Source organism: Pseudoalteromonas luteoviolacea S2607 (assembly GCF_001625575.1).
Classification (GTDB): domain Bacteria; phylum Pseudomonadota; class Gammaproteobacteria; order Enterobacterales; family Alteromonadaceae; genus Pseudoalteromonas; species Pseudoalteromonas luteoviolacea_E.
Window position 1 is genome coordinate 161,309 of the sequence record NZ_AUXV01000034.1, and the last position, 16,993, is coordinate 178,301.

General features: G+C 44.6%; 15 protein-coding genes and 1 riboswitch. Of the genes, 6 read left to right on the plus strand and 9 right to left on the minus strand.

Translation table 11 applies throughout. From position 1 onward, the window contains the following. Positions 1 to 67: 67 nt before the first annotated feature. On the plus strand, positions 68 to 334 hold the full coding sequence (gene ubiK, locus N480_RS15750) for a ubiquinone biosynthesis accessory factor UbiK (RefSeq protein WP_063373422.1): 267 nt from the start codon (positions 68 to 70) through the stop codon (positions 332 to 334). Positions 335 to 413: 79 nt separating this feature from the next. On the opposite strand, the gene can is transcribed toward ubiK, so the two are convergent. The 8 genes from can to ilvG form a co-directional block, all read right to left on the minus strand. Then, positions 414 to 1,094 carry a carbonate dehydratase gene (can, locus tag N480_RS15755; protein WP_063373423.1) on the minus strand — a complete coding sequence of 227 codons (681 nt, stop codon included), beginning with the start codon at positions 1,092 to 1,094 and terminating at the stop codon, positions 414 to 416. Positions 1,095 to 1,113: 19 nt separating this feature from the next. Continuing rightward, entirely contained in the window at positions 1,114 to 2,295 is a 1,182-nt protein-coding gene (locus tag N480_RS15760; protein WP_063373424.1) for a methyltransferase, read from the minus strand. Positions 2,296 to 2,390: 95 nt separating this feature from the next. Continuing rightward, positions 2,391 to 3,443 carry an ABC transporter substrate-binding protein gene (locus tag N480_RS15765; RefSeq protein ID WP_063373425.1) on the minus strand — a complete coding sequence of 351 codons (1,053 nt, stop codon included), beginning with the start codon at positions 3,441 to 3,443 and terminating at the stop codon, positions 2,391 to 2,393. A 61-nt stretch (positions 3,444 to 3,504) separates the two neighbouring features. Beyond that, a complete protein-coding gene (gene ilvA, locus N480_RS15770) occupies positions 3,505 to 5,046 on the minus strand; it encodes a threonine ammonia-lyase, biosynthetic (protein ID WP_063373426.1) in 1,542 nt (513 codons plus the stop codon). Between the two features lie 2 nt (positions 5,047 to 5,048). Continuing rightward, the gene (gene ilvD / locus N480_RS15775; protein WP_063373427.1) at positions 5,049 to 6,905 is read right to left on the minus strand and encodes a dihydroxy-acid dehydratase; all 1,857 of its coding nucleotides are present in this window, start codon (positions 6,903 to 6,905) and stop codon (positions 5,049 to 5,051) included. 76 nt (positions 6,906 to 6,981) lie between these two features. Next, positions 6,982 to 7,905 carry a branched-chain amino acid transaminase gene (locus N480_RS15780; protein WP_063373428.1) on the minus strand — a complete coding sequence of 308 codons (924 nt, stop codon included), beginning with the start codon at positions 7,903 to 7,905 and terminating at the stop codon, positions 6,982 to 6,984. A gap of 21 nt (positions 7,906 to 7,926) precedes the next feature. Continuing rightward, entirely contained in the window at positions 7,927 to 8,169 is a 243-nt protein-coding gene (ilvM, locus tag N480_RS15785; RefSeq protein WP_063373429.1) for an acetolactate synthase 2 small subunit, read from the minus strand. Beyond that, complete coding sequence (gene ilvG / locus N480_RS15790) at positions 8,166 to 9,815, minus strand: acetolactate synthase 2 catalytic subunit (RefSeq protein WP_063373430.1); 1,650 nt, start codon at positions 9,813 to 9,815, stop codon at positions 8,166 to 8,168. The genes ilvM and ilvG overlap by 4 nt, the downstream gene beginning before the upstream one ends. Before the next feature lie 516 nt (positions 9,816 to 10,331). Between ilvG and N480_RS15795 the strand changes: the two genes are divergently transcribed. Together N480_RS15795 and N480_RS15800 are read left to right on the plus strand one after the other, a co-directional pair. After that, positions 10,332 to 11,210 carry a TraB/GumN family protein gene (locus N480_RS15795; RefSeq protein ID WP_231102268.1) on the plus strand — a complete coding sequence of 293 codons (879 nt, stop codon included), beginning with the start codon at positions 10,332 to 10,334 and terminating at the stop codon, positions 11,208 to 11,210. A gap of 128 nt (positions 11,211 to 11,338) precedes the next feature. Further along, entirely contained in the window at positions 11,339 to 11,950 is a 612-nt protein-coding gene (locus N480_RS15800; protein ID WP_063373431.1) for a hypothetical protein, read from the plus strand. Here N480_RS15800 and N480_RS15805 read toward each other — a convergent pair. Further along, on the minus strand, positions 11,940 to 13,634 hold the full coding sequence (locus tag N480_RS15805; protein WP_063373432.1) for a response regulator: 1,695 nt from the start codon (positions 13,632 to 13,634) through the stop codon (positions 11,940 to 11,942). The two genes, N480_RS15800 and N480_RS15805, sit on opposite strands and share 11 nt — an antisense overlap. Positions 13,635 to 13,856: 222 nt before the next feature. Further along, a riboswitch (Lysine riboswitch) is annotated at positions 13,857 to 14,033 on the plus strand. Positions 14,034 to 14,152: 119 nt separating this feature from the next. Here N480_RS15805 and dapA point away from each other — a divergent pair. From dapA to N480_RS15820, 3 genes are read left to right on the plus strand one after another with little or no spacing between them, the layout of a single operon-like run. Further along, on the plus strand, positions 14,153 to 15,037 hold the full coding sequence (gene dapA / locus N480_RS15810; RefSeq protein ID WP_063373433.1) for a 4-hydroxy-tetrahydrodipicolinate synthase: 885 nt from the start codon (positions 14,153 to 14,155) through the stop codon (positions 15,035 to 15,037). A 10-nt stretch (positions 15,038 to 15,047) separates the two neighbouring features. Next, complete coding sequence (locus tag N480_RS15815; protein WP_063373434.1) at positions 15,048 to 15,788, plus strand: 2,3,4,5-tetrahydropyridine-2,6-dicarboxylate N-succinyltransferase; 741 nt, start codon at positions 15,048 to 15,050, stop codon at positions 15,786 to 15,788. Beyond that, positions 15,788 to 16,993 carry a PLP-dependent decarboxylase gene (locus N480_RS15820; protein ID WP_063373435.1) on the plus strand — a complete coding sequence of 402 codons (1,206 nt, stop codon included), beginning with the start codon at positions 15,788 to 15,790 and terminating at the stop codon, positions 16,991 to 16,993. The genes N480_RS15815 and N480_RS15820 overlap by 1 nt, the downstream gene beginning before the upstream one ends.

The following is a 16,993-nucleotide window of genomic DNA, read 5'->3' on the forward strand; positions in this document are numbered from 1 at the left end:
AAAGGCGTTTAATGGTTAATGACTTTGCGGTAAGATACAGACTATCAACTAGCTACGAGGCCCACTCATGATAAACCCTGCAAAAATAGAAGAGATTGCGAAACAAATCTCAAGCAATATGCCGCAAGGCGTACGCAATTTAGCAGAAACGTTCGAAACAAGAACCAAGCAAGCCATTCAAGCAAAGCTGACGGAAATGGATTTTGTAAGTCGTGAAGAGTTTGATATCCAGAGTAAAGTGTTGATCAGAACACGTGAAAAAATGACGGAGCTTGAAGCAAAAGTCGCTGAGTTGGAAGCGAAATTAGCAAAGCAAAGCGATTCTGAAGAGTAACATTTCCTGACGAGGCAAAGCGCATTACAACGAGCAAGCTAAATCTCAGTCCCTCAGCTTGCTCAGTGCTTTCTGGTGCTTACTTAATGCGTTGTTCACTGCGCGTAAGCAATGACAACATGGCTTGTTCATACTTTGAAGATAACTCGTCTTCAGAACCAACAGCTTGAATCAATTCATGTAGTAAGCCATCCGCCAGTCCATAAACCCACCCATGTACTTTCAGCGTTTGCTCTCTATCCCATGCATCTTGGACGATTGCAGTTCGACACACATTGCGAACTTGTTCAATGACATTTAACTCACACAATACGTCACTGCGCTGTGATTCCATGACTTCACGTAGAACTGCTTGATGCTTTTCTTTTATATCAACCACATGCCTTAGCCAGTTGTCGATTAGACCAAACTTGGCACCGTCCAGTGCTGCCTTAACACCACCACACCCGTAATGACCCACAACCATAATATGCTTGACCTTGAGTACCTCAACTGCATATTGCATCACAGACAAGCAGTTGTGATCAGTATGAACTACCACGTTTGCAACATTTCGGTGTACAAATAACTCTCCGGGTAGTAAGTCCACTATCTCATTGGCAGGTACTCGGGAATCGGAGCAGCCAATCCATAAATAATCTGGATTTTGTTGCCTAGATAAAGTTTTAAAAAACTCAGGATCACGAGCCTGCGTGCGCTGTGCCCATTGTCGATTATTATTGAACAGGTGTTCTAAGTGACTTTTTTCCTGTTGGCACATTGCTCTCTCCCATTATGTGTTAGCGCTTTACAGCTTGGATCAACAAGTTCCTTGGTGTTAGAGATTTTTCACAGAACTGCTTAAGAGTCACATCATACCCAGCAGTCTGCAAATATAAAACCCTGTCTAATACTAACCACATTTCGATTGCACGTCTAAATGCATGGCGCACAAGCTCTATACGTTCTGTGATTTGTTGTCTTTGTCCCGCTGAATCTAGATATGTCGCATAGTCGATTTGCTTTGGTAAGTTAATCCCTTTTTGCTGTGCTGCCCATTGGCAAAACTCATCAAACTCTCCAGAAAATATCGCCTTGTTGACTGAAGGCACACTGACATATTCATCACTGCCGGTAACATCACGACGCAGAGCATCAAATGCTAAACGCCAAAGTACTTCTTTCTTACGCACCTTTGCAACACGTGAAGGGGCTGTAACGGTCTCTTGCAATGCTAATTTCATATCGTTGTGCGTGAGGGTTATTAAGCTTTGCTTCGCTACATCACTCATCGGCTCATACTGTGTAGGCGTGAACAGGTGATAACAGCAAGGAGACAAACTAATTTTTTCACACCCAGCTTTTGACGCTTCACTCATGAAATTTTGATGTAACTTACCGCATGCATGCAGTGCAACAGCATGTTGCTTTGGCTTAAAATAGTGGGCAACAGGATCTTGTAGTACATCCGCGCAGTGAAAGGTCATAGCTAAATCTTGTTGCTGGGCATTCTTTGCCCCCTGCGCGCATAAATGCGCTTGCAGCTCGACGCTATCGACATGCGGCACACCCGTGAATGCCATAAGACGTCCTAAATGCCCCTTACCGGCACACCACTCCAATACTGGTAGATGATGTTCGTCTAGCGCGCCAACAAAATCTTGCAGTTGGTTTACCTTTCGACCCTTAATGCCATTACTTAACCAAAAAGGTAATACAGGCCTTTGAGGTTGTAGCTCATCCACTTCGACCAACTTCGCAATTTCGCTCAGTTGTGGGATATAGTTTGCAAGTGTTCGCTGAAGTGCACTTTGATCCATATCTAACGCACTTAAATTTAAGTCACTCAACTGGGATAAGTAGTCGTCTAATTCTGGCCACGGCGTACTGAGATGATCAAAGGCCAATAACTGCCAGTATTGGCGGGTTTCATAAAGTAATTGGTCTAGGACCTGAAAGTGAGAAACAAAATTAGAAGTCATAAGTCAGAAGCGTTACTACATTTAGACACACATTGTAATTCATTCATTTGTTATTGGAAAACTTCACCCAGACCTTTACCGCTATTGTCTCGACTCTAGTTGATCATAAAGCGCTTTTTCTTGAACAAGACGAGGTGAATATACATTGGAATGCACAACAGGCTGAGGGCAACGGCCAAAGAAAGCATCCAAGACCAACTCAACTCTCCTTCACTGTCATCAGAGTATAGAAAGACGTTTTTATGCTCATGAAAACCCGCCACATCTAGGTGATATAGTTGAGCGATCCACTGCCATCGCGCCACAGACATATTGCCAAGCGGAATACCTGGAGCCTTAATAAAGGGCAGTAATTTGTCAGCTTCATTAGCCAACTCTTCAAAGCTTTTTTCTGTTGCAAAATATTTGGTTACTTGCAACGCTTCATCTAGATTGGCCAGTGCATAGCGCCAACCCCTTAAACTGGCGCTGCGGAACTTTGCCACCATTTCTGGCCGATATTTATAGACATCTTCTGATGTAAATAAAATGTCTGCATAAACATTGATGCCGTAATGCTTTGGGCAGATCTGCCGGGTTGCCACCCCTTGTTGAGACATTTTGTAAGGCTCGTTAGAAACATAGACCTGCAAAGCATCAAATTTGCCTGCCTTAAAATCAGTTAAAGGCTCAAGCCCCGAGTAAATTGGTAGTTTTTCAATATCAATACCTGCTCGCTCTAGCATTAACACTAACTCGGCCCCCTCACTACGTCCAAGGTGGCTAATTCGTTTGTTTTGAAAGTCTTTTGGCAGATAAATATCACTGTCAGCATTTACCATCCAGCAATAGGGAGATGATTGAAATATGGCCGCCAAAGCCACTAAAGGCTTACCCTGTAGTCGTTGTTCTAAAATACCGGAATGGGTAACACCAAATTGTGCTTGCCCCGAAAGCACCTTAAACTGTTCATCTGGATTATGTTTTTGTGCTGGTACAATGTTCACATCTAGCCCAGCTTCTCGATAAAAGCCTTTTTGTTTCGCAAGGTAATACCCCGCAAACTGAAATTGGTGTACCCACTTTAATTGTAAAGTAACAGGTTCGAGTGCATAGGCATTCGCACTTAGAAAAATGAACACAACAAATGGAAGGAAACGGTGTTTCATAGGCAGTCCCTTGAATACATAACCACACTATAGAAGTCGAAACACCGATTGAAAAGTAGGCTTACCCTACTTTACGGGTATATTCCTCATTAGACTGTAAATACTGAGAGAAACAGGGGTTGTTTGTCTCATCTTGATAGTAATACCCCAATCGTTCGAGGTGCTCTTCAAATTTAGCATATTCTTGTGGCCCAAGTTCAAACCCCGCCAAAACCTGACCCTTTGCCGCACCATGATTACGGTAATGGAACAAAGTAATATTCCACTCGCAACCTAAGGTTTCAAGAAACTTTAATAAGGCACCTGGGTACTCTGGAAACTCAAAACGCAGCAACCGTTCTTCTATCGCAACAGGGGGCTTACCGCCAACCATATAGCGTATGTGAAGCTTAGCGAGTTCATTGTCGGACAAATCGGTGAACATATACCCATTTTCAGAGAGGGTATTTTGTAATTCACACAATTCAGCTTCTCCATCGCGCAACCCGACCCCAACAAATATTTGAGCTTCCCTACCACCTGCATAGCGATAGTTAAATTCCGTAATGGAGCGACCGCCTAAAGTTTGGCAAAACTGTTTAAAACTGCCTTTTTGCTCATCGATCGTCACTCCAAATAGTGCTTCGCTTTTGGCACCTAGCGCCGTTCGTTCGGCAATATAGCGTAATCTATCAAAGTTTAGATTTGCACCAGACAAAACCGCTGCCAAAGACAAACCTTGTGCAGTATGAGTCTCGCACCATCGCTTCAGGCCAGCCAAGGCAACCGCACCAGATGGTTCAGCTATTGCGCGAGTCTCTACAAAGATATCTTGCACGGCTGCGCAGATCTCATCGGTCGAGACCACCACTACCTCGTCACAGTATGTCTGAGCCAAACGAAAGGTCTCTTCACCAATTTTTTTAACTGCAATACCATCTGCAAAACTACCCACTTGCTCAAGCGCTACAGGTTTCCCTTTCTCCATCGCAGCATGTAAGCAGGCACTTTCTGTCGCTTCTACCCCTATGACTCGAATATCTGGGCGCAATGATTTGATGTAAACAGCCATTCCAGCCAACAACCCCCCACCCCCAACAGGAATGAATACAGCATCAAGCTTATCAAGCTGTTGCATCATTTCTCGCGCTACAGTCCCTTGCCCCACAATCACATCTTTGTCATCAAAGGGCGGTACAAACACGCCATTTTCGCGCTCACACAGTTCTTTTGCATGACTATTTGCAGCATCAAAGTGATGGCCGTGCAAAACCACATGTCCACCCAGATTACGTACTGCATTTACTTTAATTTCGGGCGTAGTCACCGGCATCACTATCGTGGCTTTGTGGCCAAGGTGTGCGGCACTCAGCGCAACACCTTGTGCATGGTTGCCAGCTGAAGCTGTCACAACATGCGAATGCTTTGGCAATTTACTCAGCTTGTTAAATGCGCCACGCAATTTGAACGAGTATACAGGTTGCTGATCTTCTCGCTTAAGCCAAATTTGGTTTGCTAATCTTTTAGACAGTCCAGTTAAACTACTTACTTCCGTATGTCTTACCAAAGGTGCCATATTCGCTTGGATTATGGCTCTAAAATAGTCTAGCTCCTGTGCCACCATAGCTAACTGAGCTCCTCTAATTTTGCGAGATCGCGAACAGCGCCTTTGTCTGCGCTCGTTGCAAGAAGTGCATAGGCTTTTAAAGCAGAAGAAACAACACGCTCCCGATCGAGTGGTTTAAACGCGTCTTTGCCTCTTGCCAATTGTTTTTCTTTACGCAGATTTAATTCAGTTTCATCCAGCAGTACATCAATTGAACGCGCGTGGATATCTATCGCAACCAAATCACCATTTTCAATCAATGCTAACGTGCCGCCACTTGCCGCTTCTGGAGAAGCGTGGCCGATTGACAAACCTGACGTACCACCCGAAAAACGCCCATCGGTCAGCAGTGCACAGTCTTTATCTAGCCCCATTGATTTTAAGTAACTGGTCGGATAGAGCATCTCTTGCATACCAGGTCCGCCTTTCGGCCCCTCATAGCGGATGATAACAACATCACCTTTTTTGACTTCGCCGCCTAAGATACCTTCCACGGCATCATCCTGTGATTCATATACCACCGCAGGGCCAGTGAATTGTAACATTTCATCTACCACGCCAGCACTCTTTACAATACAACCATCAGGAGCTAGGTTGCCTGTCAGAACTGCCAACCCACCATCTTGACGAAAAGCGTGCTCAACACTGCGAATACATCCACCTTCACGATCCAAATCTAGTTCATCCCAGCGGCACTCTTGGCTCATCGCTTGGGTTGTGCGAATACCCGCAGGACCTGCTCGATAAAAAGTTTGTGCGCGCTGATTATTGCTATCAGACGCGTCCCATCGGCTGATCACCTCTCCCAATGTGCCACCGGCAACATGACCGACACTCAAATCAAGTTTATCGGCCTTAGCCAATTCATTAAGAATTGCCATGATACCGCCTGCACGGTGAACGTCCTCTATGTGGTATTGTTGGGTAGCAGGCGCCACCTTACACAAGAAAGGCGTTTGACGAGACAATTGGTCGATGTCGTCCATATCAAAATCAACCCCTGCCTCTTGAGCCGCAGCGAGTATATGCAATACGGTGTTAGATGACCCACCCATCGCAATGTCGAGCGTCATAGCATTGGTAAACGCTGCTTTATTGGCAATATTGCGTGGCAACACAGCATCATTGTCTTTACGATAATATTCATCGCACAACGCCATGATACGCTTAGCTGCACCATCATATAACTGACGACGGTCTTTGTGCGTCGCCAAAGTTGTACCATTTCCAGGCAACGCCAACCCTAATGATTCTAATAAGCAATTCATTGAATTCGCTGTGAACATGCCCGAGCAAGAACCACATGTCGGGCATGCCGAACGCTCTACTTGGTCTGAGTCTTCATCACTTACTGTAGGATCGGCACCTTTAACCATGGCATCAACCAAGTCTAATTTCAGTTCTATGTCGGCAAGGCGTGTTTTACCCGCTTCCATAGGGCCACCCGAAACGAAAATAGCCGGAATATTAAGTCGCAGCGCAGCTAAAAGCATCCCTGGGGTGATTTTGTCACAGTTTGAAATACACACCATCGCATCAGCGCAATGGGCATTGACCATGTATTCTGTCGAGTCAGCAATCAGGTCTCGAGAAGGCAACGAGTACAACATGCCTCCGTGGCCCATTGCAATCCCATCATCGATGGCTATGGTATTAAACTCTCTTGGTACACCGCCGGCTTCACTAATTGCTTCAGCCATCAGTTCGCTTAACTGGTTAAGGTGAACATGGCCTGGTACAAACTGTGTGTATGAATTCACGACTGCAATAATCGGCTTATGAAAGTCCTCGTCTGTCATTCCCGTTGCACGCCATAACGCACGTGCCCCTGCACGTTGACGACCTTCTGTTGTAGTTTTACTGCGTAACTTAGCCATGTTGACCCCTTAACCTGTTTTTAGCCGCTAACCGGCATTACCTCATTCCCAAAAATATCGATACCGTGTGTGCTGATTATTCGTTGACGAAAGCTAACCAGCCATTAGGATCATCAGCTTGACCCTTTACTAAATCAAAATAGGCTTGCTGAAGTTCTGTTGTAATTGGTCCTCGCTTGCCTTCGCCAACCTGGATTTGATCAACACTGCGAACGGGCACAACTTCAGCGGCTGTACCTACCATAAAGAATTCATCAGCCAGGTACAGTGCTTCTCTCGCGATTGGCTCTTCACGCACTTCATAGCCACGCTCTTTGGCTAGATGAATAATTGTGTCGCGCGTTAAGCCTGGTAAAATGCACGCTGTTGTCGGTGGCGTGTATAGCACACCTTTTCTAACAACAAACAAGTTCTCTCCAGCCCCTTCACTGAGGTAACCATTGACGTCAAGTGCAATCCCTTCAACATAGCCGTTGCGTTTTGCTTCACCAGAAATTAGTTGAGAAGATAAGTAATTTCCACCAGCTTTCGCAGCCGTTGGCATAGTATTCGGCGCTAATCGACTCCAAGAAGAGACACATACGTCAACGCCTTGTGCTAGGCTTTCATCCCCTAAATATGCCCCCCATTCCATCGCAGCTACAGTGACATCAGCCAGATGTGATTTCGGATTGAGACCAAGCCCAACATGACCTAAAAATGCAAACGGACGTAAATAAGCGTTTGTGAAACCATTTTCTTTTACCGCCTGCTTACACGCCGCCATGATCTCTTCTTTAGAGTAAGGAATTTCCATACGGTAAATTTTGGCTGAATCGAATAGTCGCTGAATATGGTCATCCAATCTAAATATAGCTGGTCCATTTGGCGTATCGTAAGCACGGATCCCTTCAAAGACTGAGCTACCATAATGTAAAGCATGACTTAATACGTGTGTCGTAGCCTGTTGGTAAGGGATCATTTCACCGTTGTGCCAAATAAATTCTGAAGTTTGTGTCATTATTTTAAAACCTTAATATTGTTATATTGCCTGCTGCTGTAATGTGTGCAAATCAACCGATTGCACATCCACTAGCTTATTTAATTGTGATGTTAATAGATAGATCGGCTTGTCACTGTCCACTGTCATTTTGACGTGAAACAATTCATCTTGCCCTTCCAGTTGCAAATGCATAAGACGAAACCCTCTATGACGTGCCACACGTAGAAAACGCTCTACAGCGACGCTCTGATTTTTTACAGCCACAGTTAATTGATGTTTCATTGTGTGTTCTCCGTTATCATTTCATCATTTGCCGCACCTGGCGGGACTAGAGGCCAAACATTTTCTTTATCATCAATACAGGCATGTAAAATGTAAGGTCCTTCGCTGGATACTAAATTATCAATTGCCTCATCGACTTCTGAAGCATGTGTAATCGTCTGACCTGGGATCCCAAACACTGCGGCTAGTTGCACAAAGTCTGGGTTGTCAGATAAATTTGTCTCGCTATATCGTCCGGCAAAAAATAGCTCTTGCCACTGTCTAACCATGCCTAATCTTTGGTTGTCTAAAATGACAATTTTGATCGGTAAGTTATTTCGGCGAATTGTTGCCAGCTCTTGGATATTCATCATGATAGAGCCGTCACCTGAGACCGTGATCACTGTATCTTGTGGCCGCGCAATTTGAGCACCAATGGCCGCCGGCAAACCAAAGCCCATAGTGCCTGCTCCACCACTACTTAAGTGGTTACTTGGGTGGTCAAATTTCATGTGCTGTGCAACCCACATCTGATGCTGGCCCACATCACAACATACGACGGTTTGCTTGGGCATGTCGCGGCTTAATTTGTTTAATAGGTAAGGCGCAAAGACCTTTTCTCCTGGGTAGTCATAACGCCACGCATAATCACGCTTCATTTGACTCACATGTTCGCGCCATTCTTCAGCGGTTAAGCTGCCTTCAAGTTGTGGTAAGGACACTTTTAGATCTGCGATAAGCGATGCCGCAGCAGGTTTGCGCTTGCCCACTTCCGCTGCGTCTATATCTAGGTGGATCACTTGGGCTTTGGCGGCAAACTTTGCTAAATTACCAGTCACCCTGTCGTCAAACCTTGCGCCAATGCAAACCAATAAGTCACATTCTTGCACAGCTAAATTGGCAGCTTTGGTACCATGCATACCCAACATACCCAACTCATATTCATACTCAGGTAATACGCTGCCAAGTGCTTTAAGTGTTGACACCGCCGGCATTTGAGTTCGAGCGAGAAATGCCATTAGCTCGTCTTGCGCATCGGCACTTTGAACACCTCCCCCTACGTAGGCTATAGGCCTTTTAGCATTGTTTAAAAGGGTATTTGCAGCGTCTAACTCTTGCATTGAGCAGACGTCACAATCTTGCGTATCTGCAAGCCAAGGCGTATACGGCACTTGCCCTTGCTGGATATCCTTGGGGATATCAACAAGGACAGGACCTGGCCTACCAGATGTCGCTAAATGCATCGCTTGTTGCAATACCTCGGCTAAGTCCTCTACGCGCTCTACCATAAAACTGTGTTTGGTGCAGGAGAGAGACATACCTAATACATCAACTTCTTGAAATGCATCAGAACCGATAGCGGCCGTTGGAACTTGTCCAGTGATAGCCAAAAGGGGAACTGAGTCCATCATGGCATCAGCCAATGAAGTCACTAAATTTGTTGCTCCGGGCCCTGAGGTTGCAAAACACACGCCCAATTTGCCTGTGCTACGTGCATAGCCGACAGCTGCAAATCCAGCACCTTGCTCATGGCGTGTCAAATAGTGTTTGAGTGGCGCACCGTACAACGCATCGTAAATCGGCATAATCGCGCCACCGGGATACCCGAATACGTCTGTAACACCTTGTTTTACAAGAATGTCTATTACCATTTGTGCGCCTGTCATTGTTTTGCTCATTGCCCTTTGCTCTGTTTTTTAGCCCTAAAACGAAAGAGCCCCCCGAACTTTTCAGTGCGGGGGGCTCTTAGCTGTTATTTTCTTACAGCACTAACCAGCCCCCGCGGTAATAATAATCACCACGTTGATAATCACGACTAGTAGAGTTGCTGTATGTAACATAAATTCTTTAACCTAATTTCTGGTTTGTACTGCTAAACAATTTTTGGGCGTAAAAACCTGTCTGCCCGTTCTTTATTCTATTAGTAACCCGCGTGTGCCACCAAGTCAACTATAAAATCTATGCTTTATTGAATCACCAAACCCAAACAAAAGAATCAAAAATCCCAAAATAACAACATTAAAGAAATATATTTCCAAATTGAATTAAAAAGTATGTCCTTATGTCAATTCGGTACTGAATAAAAAACAACTTTATGCGTGGCATTTTTGATTATTAAATTTTTGTGATTTACATCCTCCTGTGACTATGATGTTCATTCAGAACTCGATAAGGAACCTAGTGTGAAACTAAAAATAGCCATTGTGCAGAGTTTATTTCTCTTCTTAGCACTCTTTCTCAGTACATTAAGCCAAGCCACGCCAGCTCTGTGGAGTGCAGAAAAAAACGGGGTGACCTCTTATTTATTCGGTACCGTGCATGTAGGTGATGCAAGTATGAATGGCCTACCACATAAGGTGAAAAGTGCGATTAATCGTTCAAAATACACTGTCGTTGAACTGGATATGAGTACCTTGTCGCCTTTAGATATACAACGTAAACTGGCTAGCTTTGTTGCTAGCACAGAGGTTAAACCACTCCAAGAAGCGCTTTCCCCGCCAGTATACAATCAACTAAAAAGCTACTTTGCTAAACGAGACATCAACATTGAATTGTTTCGTGGACAACCCGTTTGGATGGTTATGCTTACGATTATTCAACTGGAATATCAAAAAGCAGGTTACAGTGAAGCCTTTGGCATCGATAAACAAGTGATTGCCCACGCTAAGCAACTTAATAAGCCCATAAAACCACTTGAAACATTTGAACAGCAGCTAGCTATGTTTAGCAATATCGCCCAAATGGGCGATGAAATGATGGGGCAGACTTTATCGCAAATGGAGGATGTAAAAACCTTTATTCATGACATGATCTCGGCATGGAAAACTGGTGACGAAGCACGTTTAAATAGTTATTACCACTTGAGTTTTGATGAAACCAAGTACGCCCAACTGGCAGAGCAAACCTTATTAATAGAGCGCAACCATGCGTGGATTGAAAGCCTTGCGCCTGCCATGACTAAGGAGCCACACTTCATTGCAGTTGGAGCATTACATTTACCGCTTGAACATGGTCTAATCACCCTCTTAAAAGCACAGGGGTTCACAGTAAAACGGTTATGACTCCCGCGCTAGACGCGTTTTTCTAGCGCGTCTTTGCCTTCTCCTTGCCAATACCGACTTTCTTTTTTTAAACCTTTTTAGCGCGCACTGCGACCAATAAATATATCAACAAATGAATGGAAACTATTATGAAAAGATTATATTGGTTGCCCCTATCTTTGAGTGTTATGTGGCAAGCACATGCAGCTCAATCTCACACAATTAAGCAGCAGTTTTCGACCACATCAAGTCAAGCTTTGGAAATTACTTTTCCTATTGGCAAACTAAATATTGAAACTTACCAAGGGGATTCGGTTCAAGTGAATATTGAATTGGTGGAAAAAGAACAGAGTTGGTTAGGTAAGACCGACTTAAGTACCATTAAGCTTGAACAAAGGCAGCATGGTAATGAAATCTACCTCACTATCGACGAAGACACAGTAGAGCAGATTTGGCATGTTAAAGTCCCGTTATCCTTGGTTTTAGAAGCTGAAGTTGGTGTGGGGAATGTCAGTATTAACGCGCTAGAAAACAGTGCTGAAATTGAAGTCGGGGTGGGGAATGTCAAAATTCAAAGCGCACTAAAAGATTATCAAAGGGTCGATTTAGAGTCTGGCGTTGGAAAAACAAAACTCAAAAACTTTTCAGGCCAATCCAATCACGAAAAATCGATGGTTGGATCAACAACGCAGTATCGCGGTCACGGCAAATACCAATTAGAGGTCGATGTAGGCGTTGGCAACATCAAAGTTATTCACTAAGTGCCGTAGGAATAAGCAGCGCTTCGACCTTTTCTTGAAGTGCTGTAAAGTCTACGGGTTTAAAGAGGTGTGTACTTGCACCTAACTCATAAACTCGTGCGATAGACTGCTCTGAGGTATTTGCTGTGAGTACCAGTATCGGTAACTCCAACCCCAATGACTGTCGAATGAGTTTGATAGCTAAAAAGCCATCCATAATTGGCATATTCAGATCCATGATCACCAAAGAAAACTCTTCACTTTGTAATGCATTAATTGCTTCTTGTCCGTTTATGGTATGAACCACACTGAGCCGGAGCTTTTCAAGCATAGAAATGACGATCCTTGCATTCAATAGGTTGTCTTCCACTAAAAGTACTTTTTGTGTTGCCCCCTCTCGATGTTGAGCTGTATTGTTTTGCAAGGTCAATTTAATGGGTAGCTCCAACCTTACCTTAGTGCCGCGGGGCTTACATTCGCTAAACACCAATTGACCCCCCATCATACTTATTAACAAACGAGCTCGCGCTAGCCCCAACTGCATACCTTGGTAGTTTTTTGTCTCATCATCATTACTTTTAATGCCTGTCATACCAGGGCCCGTATCTGAAATTTCACACACCAGATTCGCCTGCTCATGTGCACCAAACACACCAAATGCCAGTATGCTCACTTCACCGTGTTCGGTAAACTTAATGGCATTACCTAACAACTCCCCAACTAGCCAAGCTACGCGATTGTGATCGCACTCCACCACCTGTTTCAATTCATCCCCTACCTCCGCTTGAAACTGCAGTTGCTTGTTGCGTGCCACACCTTCATGAAGTGAGATAGGCAAATCTAATGTATCTGATAGGCGTGCCACTTTAGTCTCTAACTTTATATTTTTTTGTTCAGATAACGCGTTGTAATCATCAATAGATGACAACAATACATGCAATTGCTGCGCACTTCGATTGACAATATCCAAGTGACTTTGTTTTTTGGTTTCTTGGTATAGATGTAAGTAGCCCAATATGGCTTGCAGCGGTGTCCGCATTTCGTGACTGGCTCTAGCTAGAAACTCTCCTTTGCTATGTTTTAATCGATTGGACTCTTGCCGCATACGTTGCAAGTGGTTGATTTTATCCCTGATACTAATTTCCATTGGGTAAAATATCCACCGTACCTCAATGGCTAAAATAATCAATCCTAATAGCCAGATCAGCAGCTCTGCATTTTGAATCTTAGCCACTTTCTCGTTAGCAAACTCTTCATGTAATGTGACTGCTTTATCTAAAACAACTAATATTTGCTGCGATCTGGCGTTAACTTGTTCCAACTTTTCAATACTTAGTTGATCGCTGAGCGCTAGTCTATGCGAGTCCAATAACATAATCAGATAGCTTTTTAATTGTGCCTCCAAAGCAAGCGGCTCTTGAAAATAAAGGCGCTCTAGCTCAGGAGATAGGTGTACATACCCTTGCGCATTTTTTTCTAATAAGAACGCATGATTAGCACGCATCATTTCCAGAGTTTCTAAAAATGCTTGTTCGTTAACGAACTTATGCTGTTGCTCTTTGATATATTCATTGCCAAGTAACAAAGCCGCTTTTTGCGATAGCATCCTTTGCATCCCGGCAGTATTAATTACATTTGCGCTGATTGACTGCTGGGACAATAACACTTGCATGGTGACCATGGCAGTCGTGATCAAGATCGCCATAATAGAGATCGCTAGGATATATCTCAGCCTAAAATTTTTCAGGATTTTCAACAACCGAAGGTCTCCTTCTTGGCCTCAGCGCCGCAAAATAAACTCTCTCTTCAACTCTCTCAGTCTAGCTTATTTTTCATCTTTTACCTTTCGAAGCTTGACACCTAGACGGCCAAAATGTTTCAATCCCCCTGACCCTATTATCGCAAAATGGCCATTGTTGCTGTTTTGAGGGCTGGAAGAGGTGCGTTATTCAGGTAGCTGAGTCGAGGAGAGCAAACTCCAAAGACGCTTAGTGAGGGGAATTAACGCCGAGAAAAAACCGTTTTTGCTGAGCGGTTTTTTCGGGCGCTTGGGCTGAATCCCAACGACTGTCACCAACATATTTGGTGGAGAGCTTCTGGTCTTAGAAAGATAAGGCCTGCCTTATTCTATTTTAAGTCCATTGCTCTTCGAATTTTAATTGTTCGAGAGATGGGCAAGCTTCAAAGCTCCTAACTATCGAACAGCTTTTAAGTTCGGTAGAGATGAAATCTAATTATACCTTATCTAACTACCCATTGTGGACGGCCTTAGTTACGCCGTTTGATGACAATAACCAAGTTGATTTTGCAACCCTAGAGGCGTTAGTACGTGCCCAACAGGCTGCAGGCAATGGGATATTGCTACTAGGCAGTACAGGAGAAGGCCTAGCGCTTTCTCAGCAAGAACAACGTGCTATCGTGAATTTTGTGTGTGACTTAAACCCAACAGTACCACTGATGGTTGCCGTTGGAGGTTGTGATCTTGCGCTGCAACTTGAATGGGTTAAATTTTGCAATGCTAAGCCTATTGACGCATTTTTACTAGGTTCTCCACTTTATGCAAAACCGGGGAATGTTGGCCTCACACACTGGTTTAAAACACTGTTAGATGCAAGTGATTTCCCTTGTATGCTTTACAATGTCCCCGGTCGCAGCGCCGTGTCGATTAGCCCTAATGTGATAGAGAATCTCTCTTCTCACCCAAACCTTTGGGCACTCAAAGAAGCCAGTGGTGACATTGCTACATTCGAATCTTTCCGTAAGGCATCTCCTACACTTGCCATTTTCAGCGGCGATGATGGGCTTATGCCTTATTTTGCGCAAGCTGGTGCCGCGGGTCTAGTTTCCGTTGCAGCCAATGCTTGGCCACAACAAACCGCCGAGTTTGTCAGTCGCTCCTTGGCTGGTACCTTTCCAAATTTATTTACCACTTGGACCGACGCCGTTAATAGCTTATTTAGTGTCGCAAACCCAATTCCAGTCAAAGTACTAATGCACTTGCAGGGCCAGCTTTCAACACCGCGATTGCGACCCCCACTGACCCATTTAGAACTGACAGACACCACTTTTATTAAAACAGCAAACTCAACAATTTTATCTTGGACTTAAGGAAGTATACATGAGCTGGTTATCCCTATTAAACAACCTTGAAAACGGTACTGTTCGCGCTGCAACACAGGATGAACAAGGCAATTGGCATGCAAATGTCGAGGTAAAACAAGGTATTTTAGAAGCATTTAGGAACGGAACAAACATTGAGTTCCCTGGTGGGTTTGTCGACAAAGATAATTTAGCACCGCAAGGGTTTGCTGCAGAAGCAGGGGTGAGAATGGTTCCCGGTGGCAGTAGCGTTCGTCGCGGCGCCTATGTGGCAGCTGGCACGATAATCATGCCTCCAGCTTATGTCAACATTGGTGCATATATCGATGAAGGTACAATGGTAGATAGCCATGCCTTAGTGGGCTCTTGTGCTCAAATTGGTAAGAATGTACACCTGAGTGCCGCCGTTCAGGTTGGGGGGGTCCTTGAGCCAATCGGTGCGAGTCCCGTAGTCGTTGAAGACAACGCGTTTATCGGCGCTGGTTGTGTTTTAGTTGAAGGCGTCGTTGTTAAAAAAGGCGCTGTTTTAGCACCAGGCGTGCGCTTATCTGCAAGTATTCCAGTTTACGACTGTGTAAATGAACGTGTATTAGAAAAAGGGGAAGCCATCCCTGAAAATGCCATCGTGATCCCGGGTTCAAGACCTGCGAAAGGCGACTGGGCCCAACAACAGGGGCTGAGCTTGTCATGTGCACTGATTGTTAAGTACCGCGATGAACAAAGCGATGCTGCACTTGAATTAGAAGAGGTGCTTCGATAATGCAACCCTTGAGTACGCCTGTTACAGCAGCGATAACCGAGCTAGCGGCCCAGCAACATGAGCCATTTTACCTGTATGACTTAGAGCAGTTGTCTAAGCACTTAAAAGAGGTAAATGATCAATCCGTTGTAAAACTGTGGTACGCCGTCAAAGCAAACCCCCTATCTAGCGTCATTCAAACTTTAGATCAAGCTGGGTTTGATTTTGACGTCGCCAGTAGTGGGGAGTTAAAACAAGTATTGTCTCAAGGTATCGACGCTAAACGCGTACTCAACACTGGACCTGCTAAGTCTAAGCATCAAATAGAAGAGTTTTTATCGCTCGGGGTTACAACCTTTGTTGCAGAAAGCATCAATCAAGTTACTTGGCTACAAGAAGCGGCACAGAGGCACAATACTCAACTGCGTATTTTATTGCGGGTGCAACTGCGCTGGCCAAACAACGAGAAGAACCCACTTGGCGGTGATAGCTTAACGCCGTTTGGTCTGGGCACCGAAGAGTGGACAAAGATAAGCTTAGGTGATTATCCAAACTTAGACTTTGCAGGTTTACATATTTTTCAGTGGGGCAACATGCTTGATGCAAATCAACTCGCTTCACTGTGGCAGCAAATGATCACGCCGCTTGTTGCTTTGTCAGAAAGGCTTGAGATGAACTTACGCATTCTAGATCTAGGTGGCGGTTTAGGTATTCCGTACAGCAGTGAAGATTCGTCTATTGATTGGCAAGCAATTCTAGCGAGCTTAGCCCAATTCAAAGCCGATGCTCGAGTTGAAGAGTTATGGATGGAATTGGGCCGCTATGCGGTAGGTGAATGTGGCTATTACGTCAACCCAATCATAGAGCAAAAGCAAAACTATGGCGCTAACCAATTGATTCTAGCTGGCGGTATTAACCACCTACTTCGCCCAGCGGTTACTGGACAAGCTTTTCCAGCCAAGCTACTACGAGAAAGTCAAACAACAGCCGTGCCTTTTACATTGCATGGCCCTTTATGCACCGCCTTAGATAATTTAGGTGAGCATCTACTACCGGCCGATATCCATGAAGATGACTGGCTCGTATTCAGCCAATGTGGTGCCTATGGTTTTACAGAGAGCATGCCTTATTTTCTGTGCCATACACTGCCTGCTGAATTCATTTATCAAGCTGGAGAGGTCCGTTGTGTTCGAGCCCCTCTGTCACCACAAGAGTACCTGAGGTAA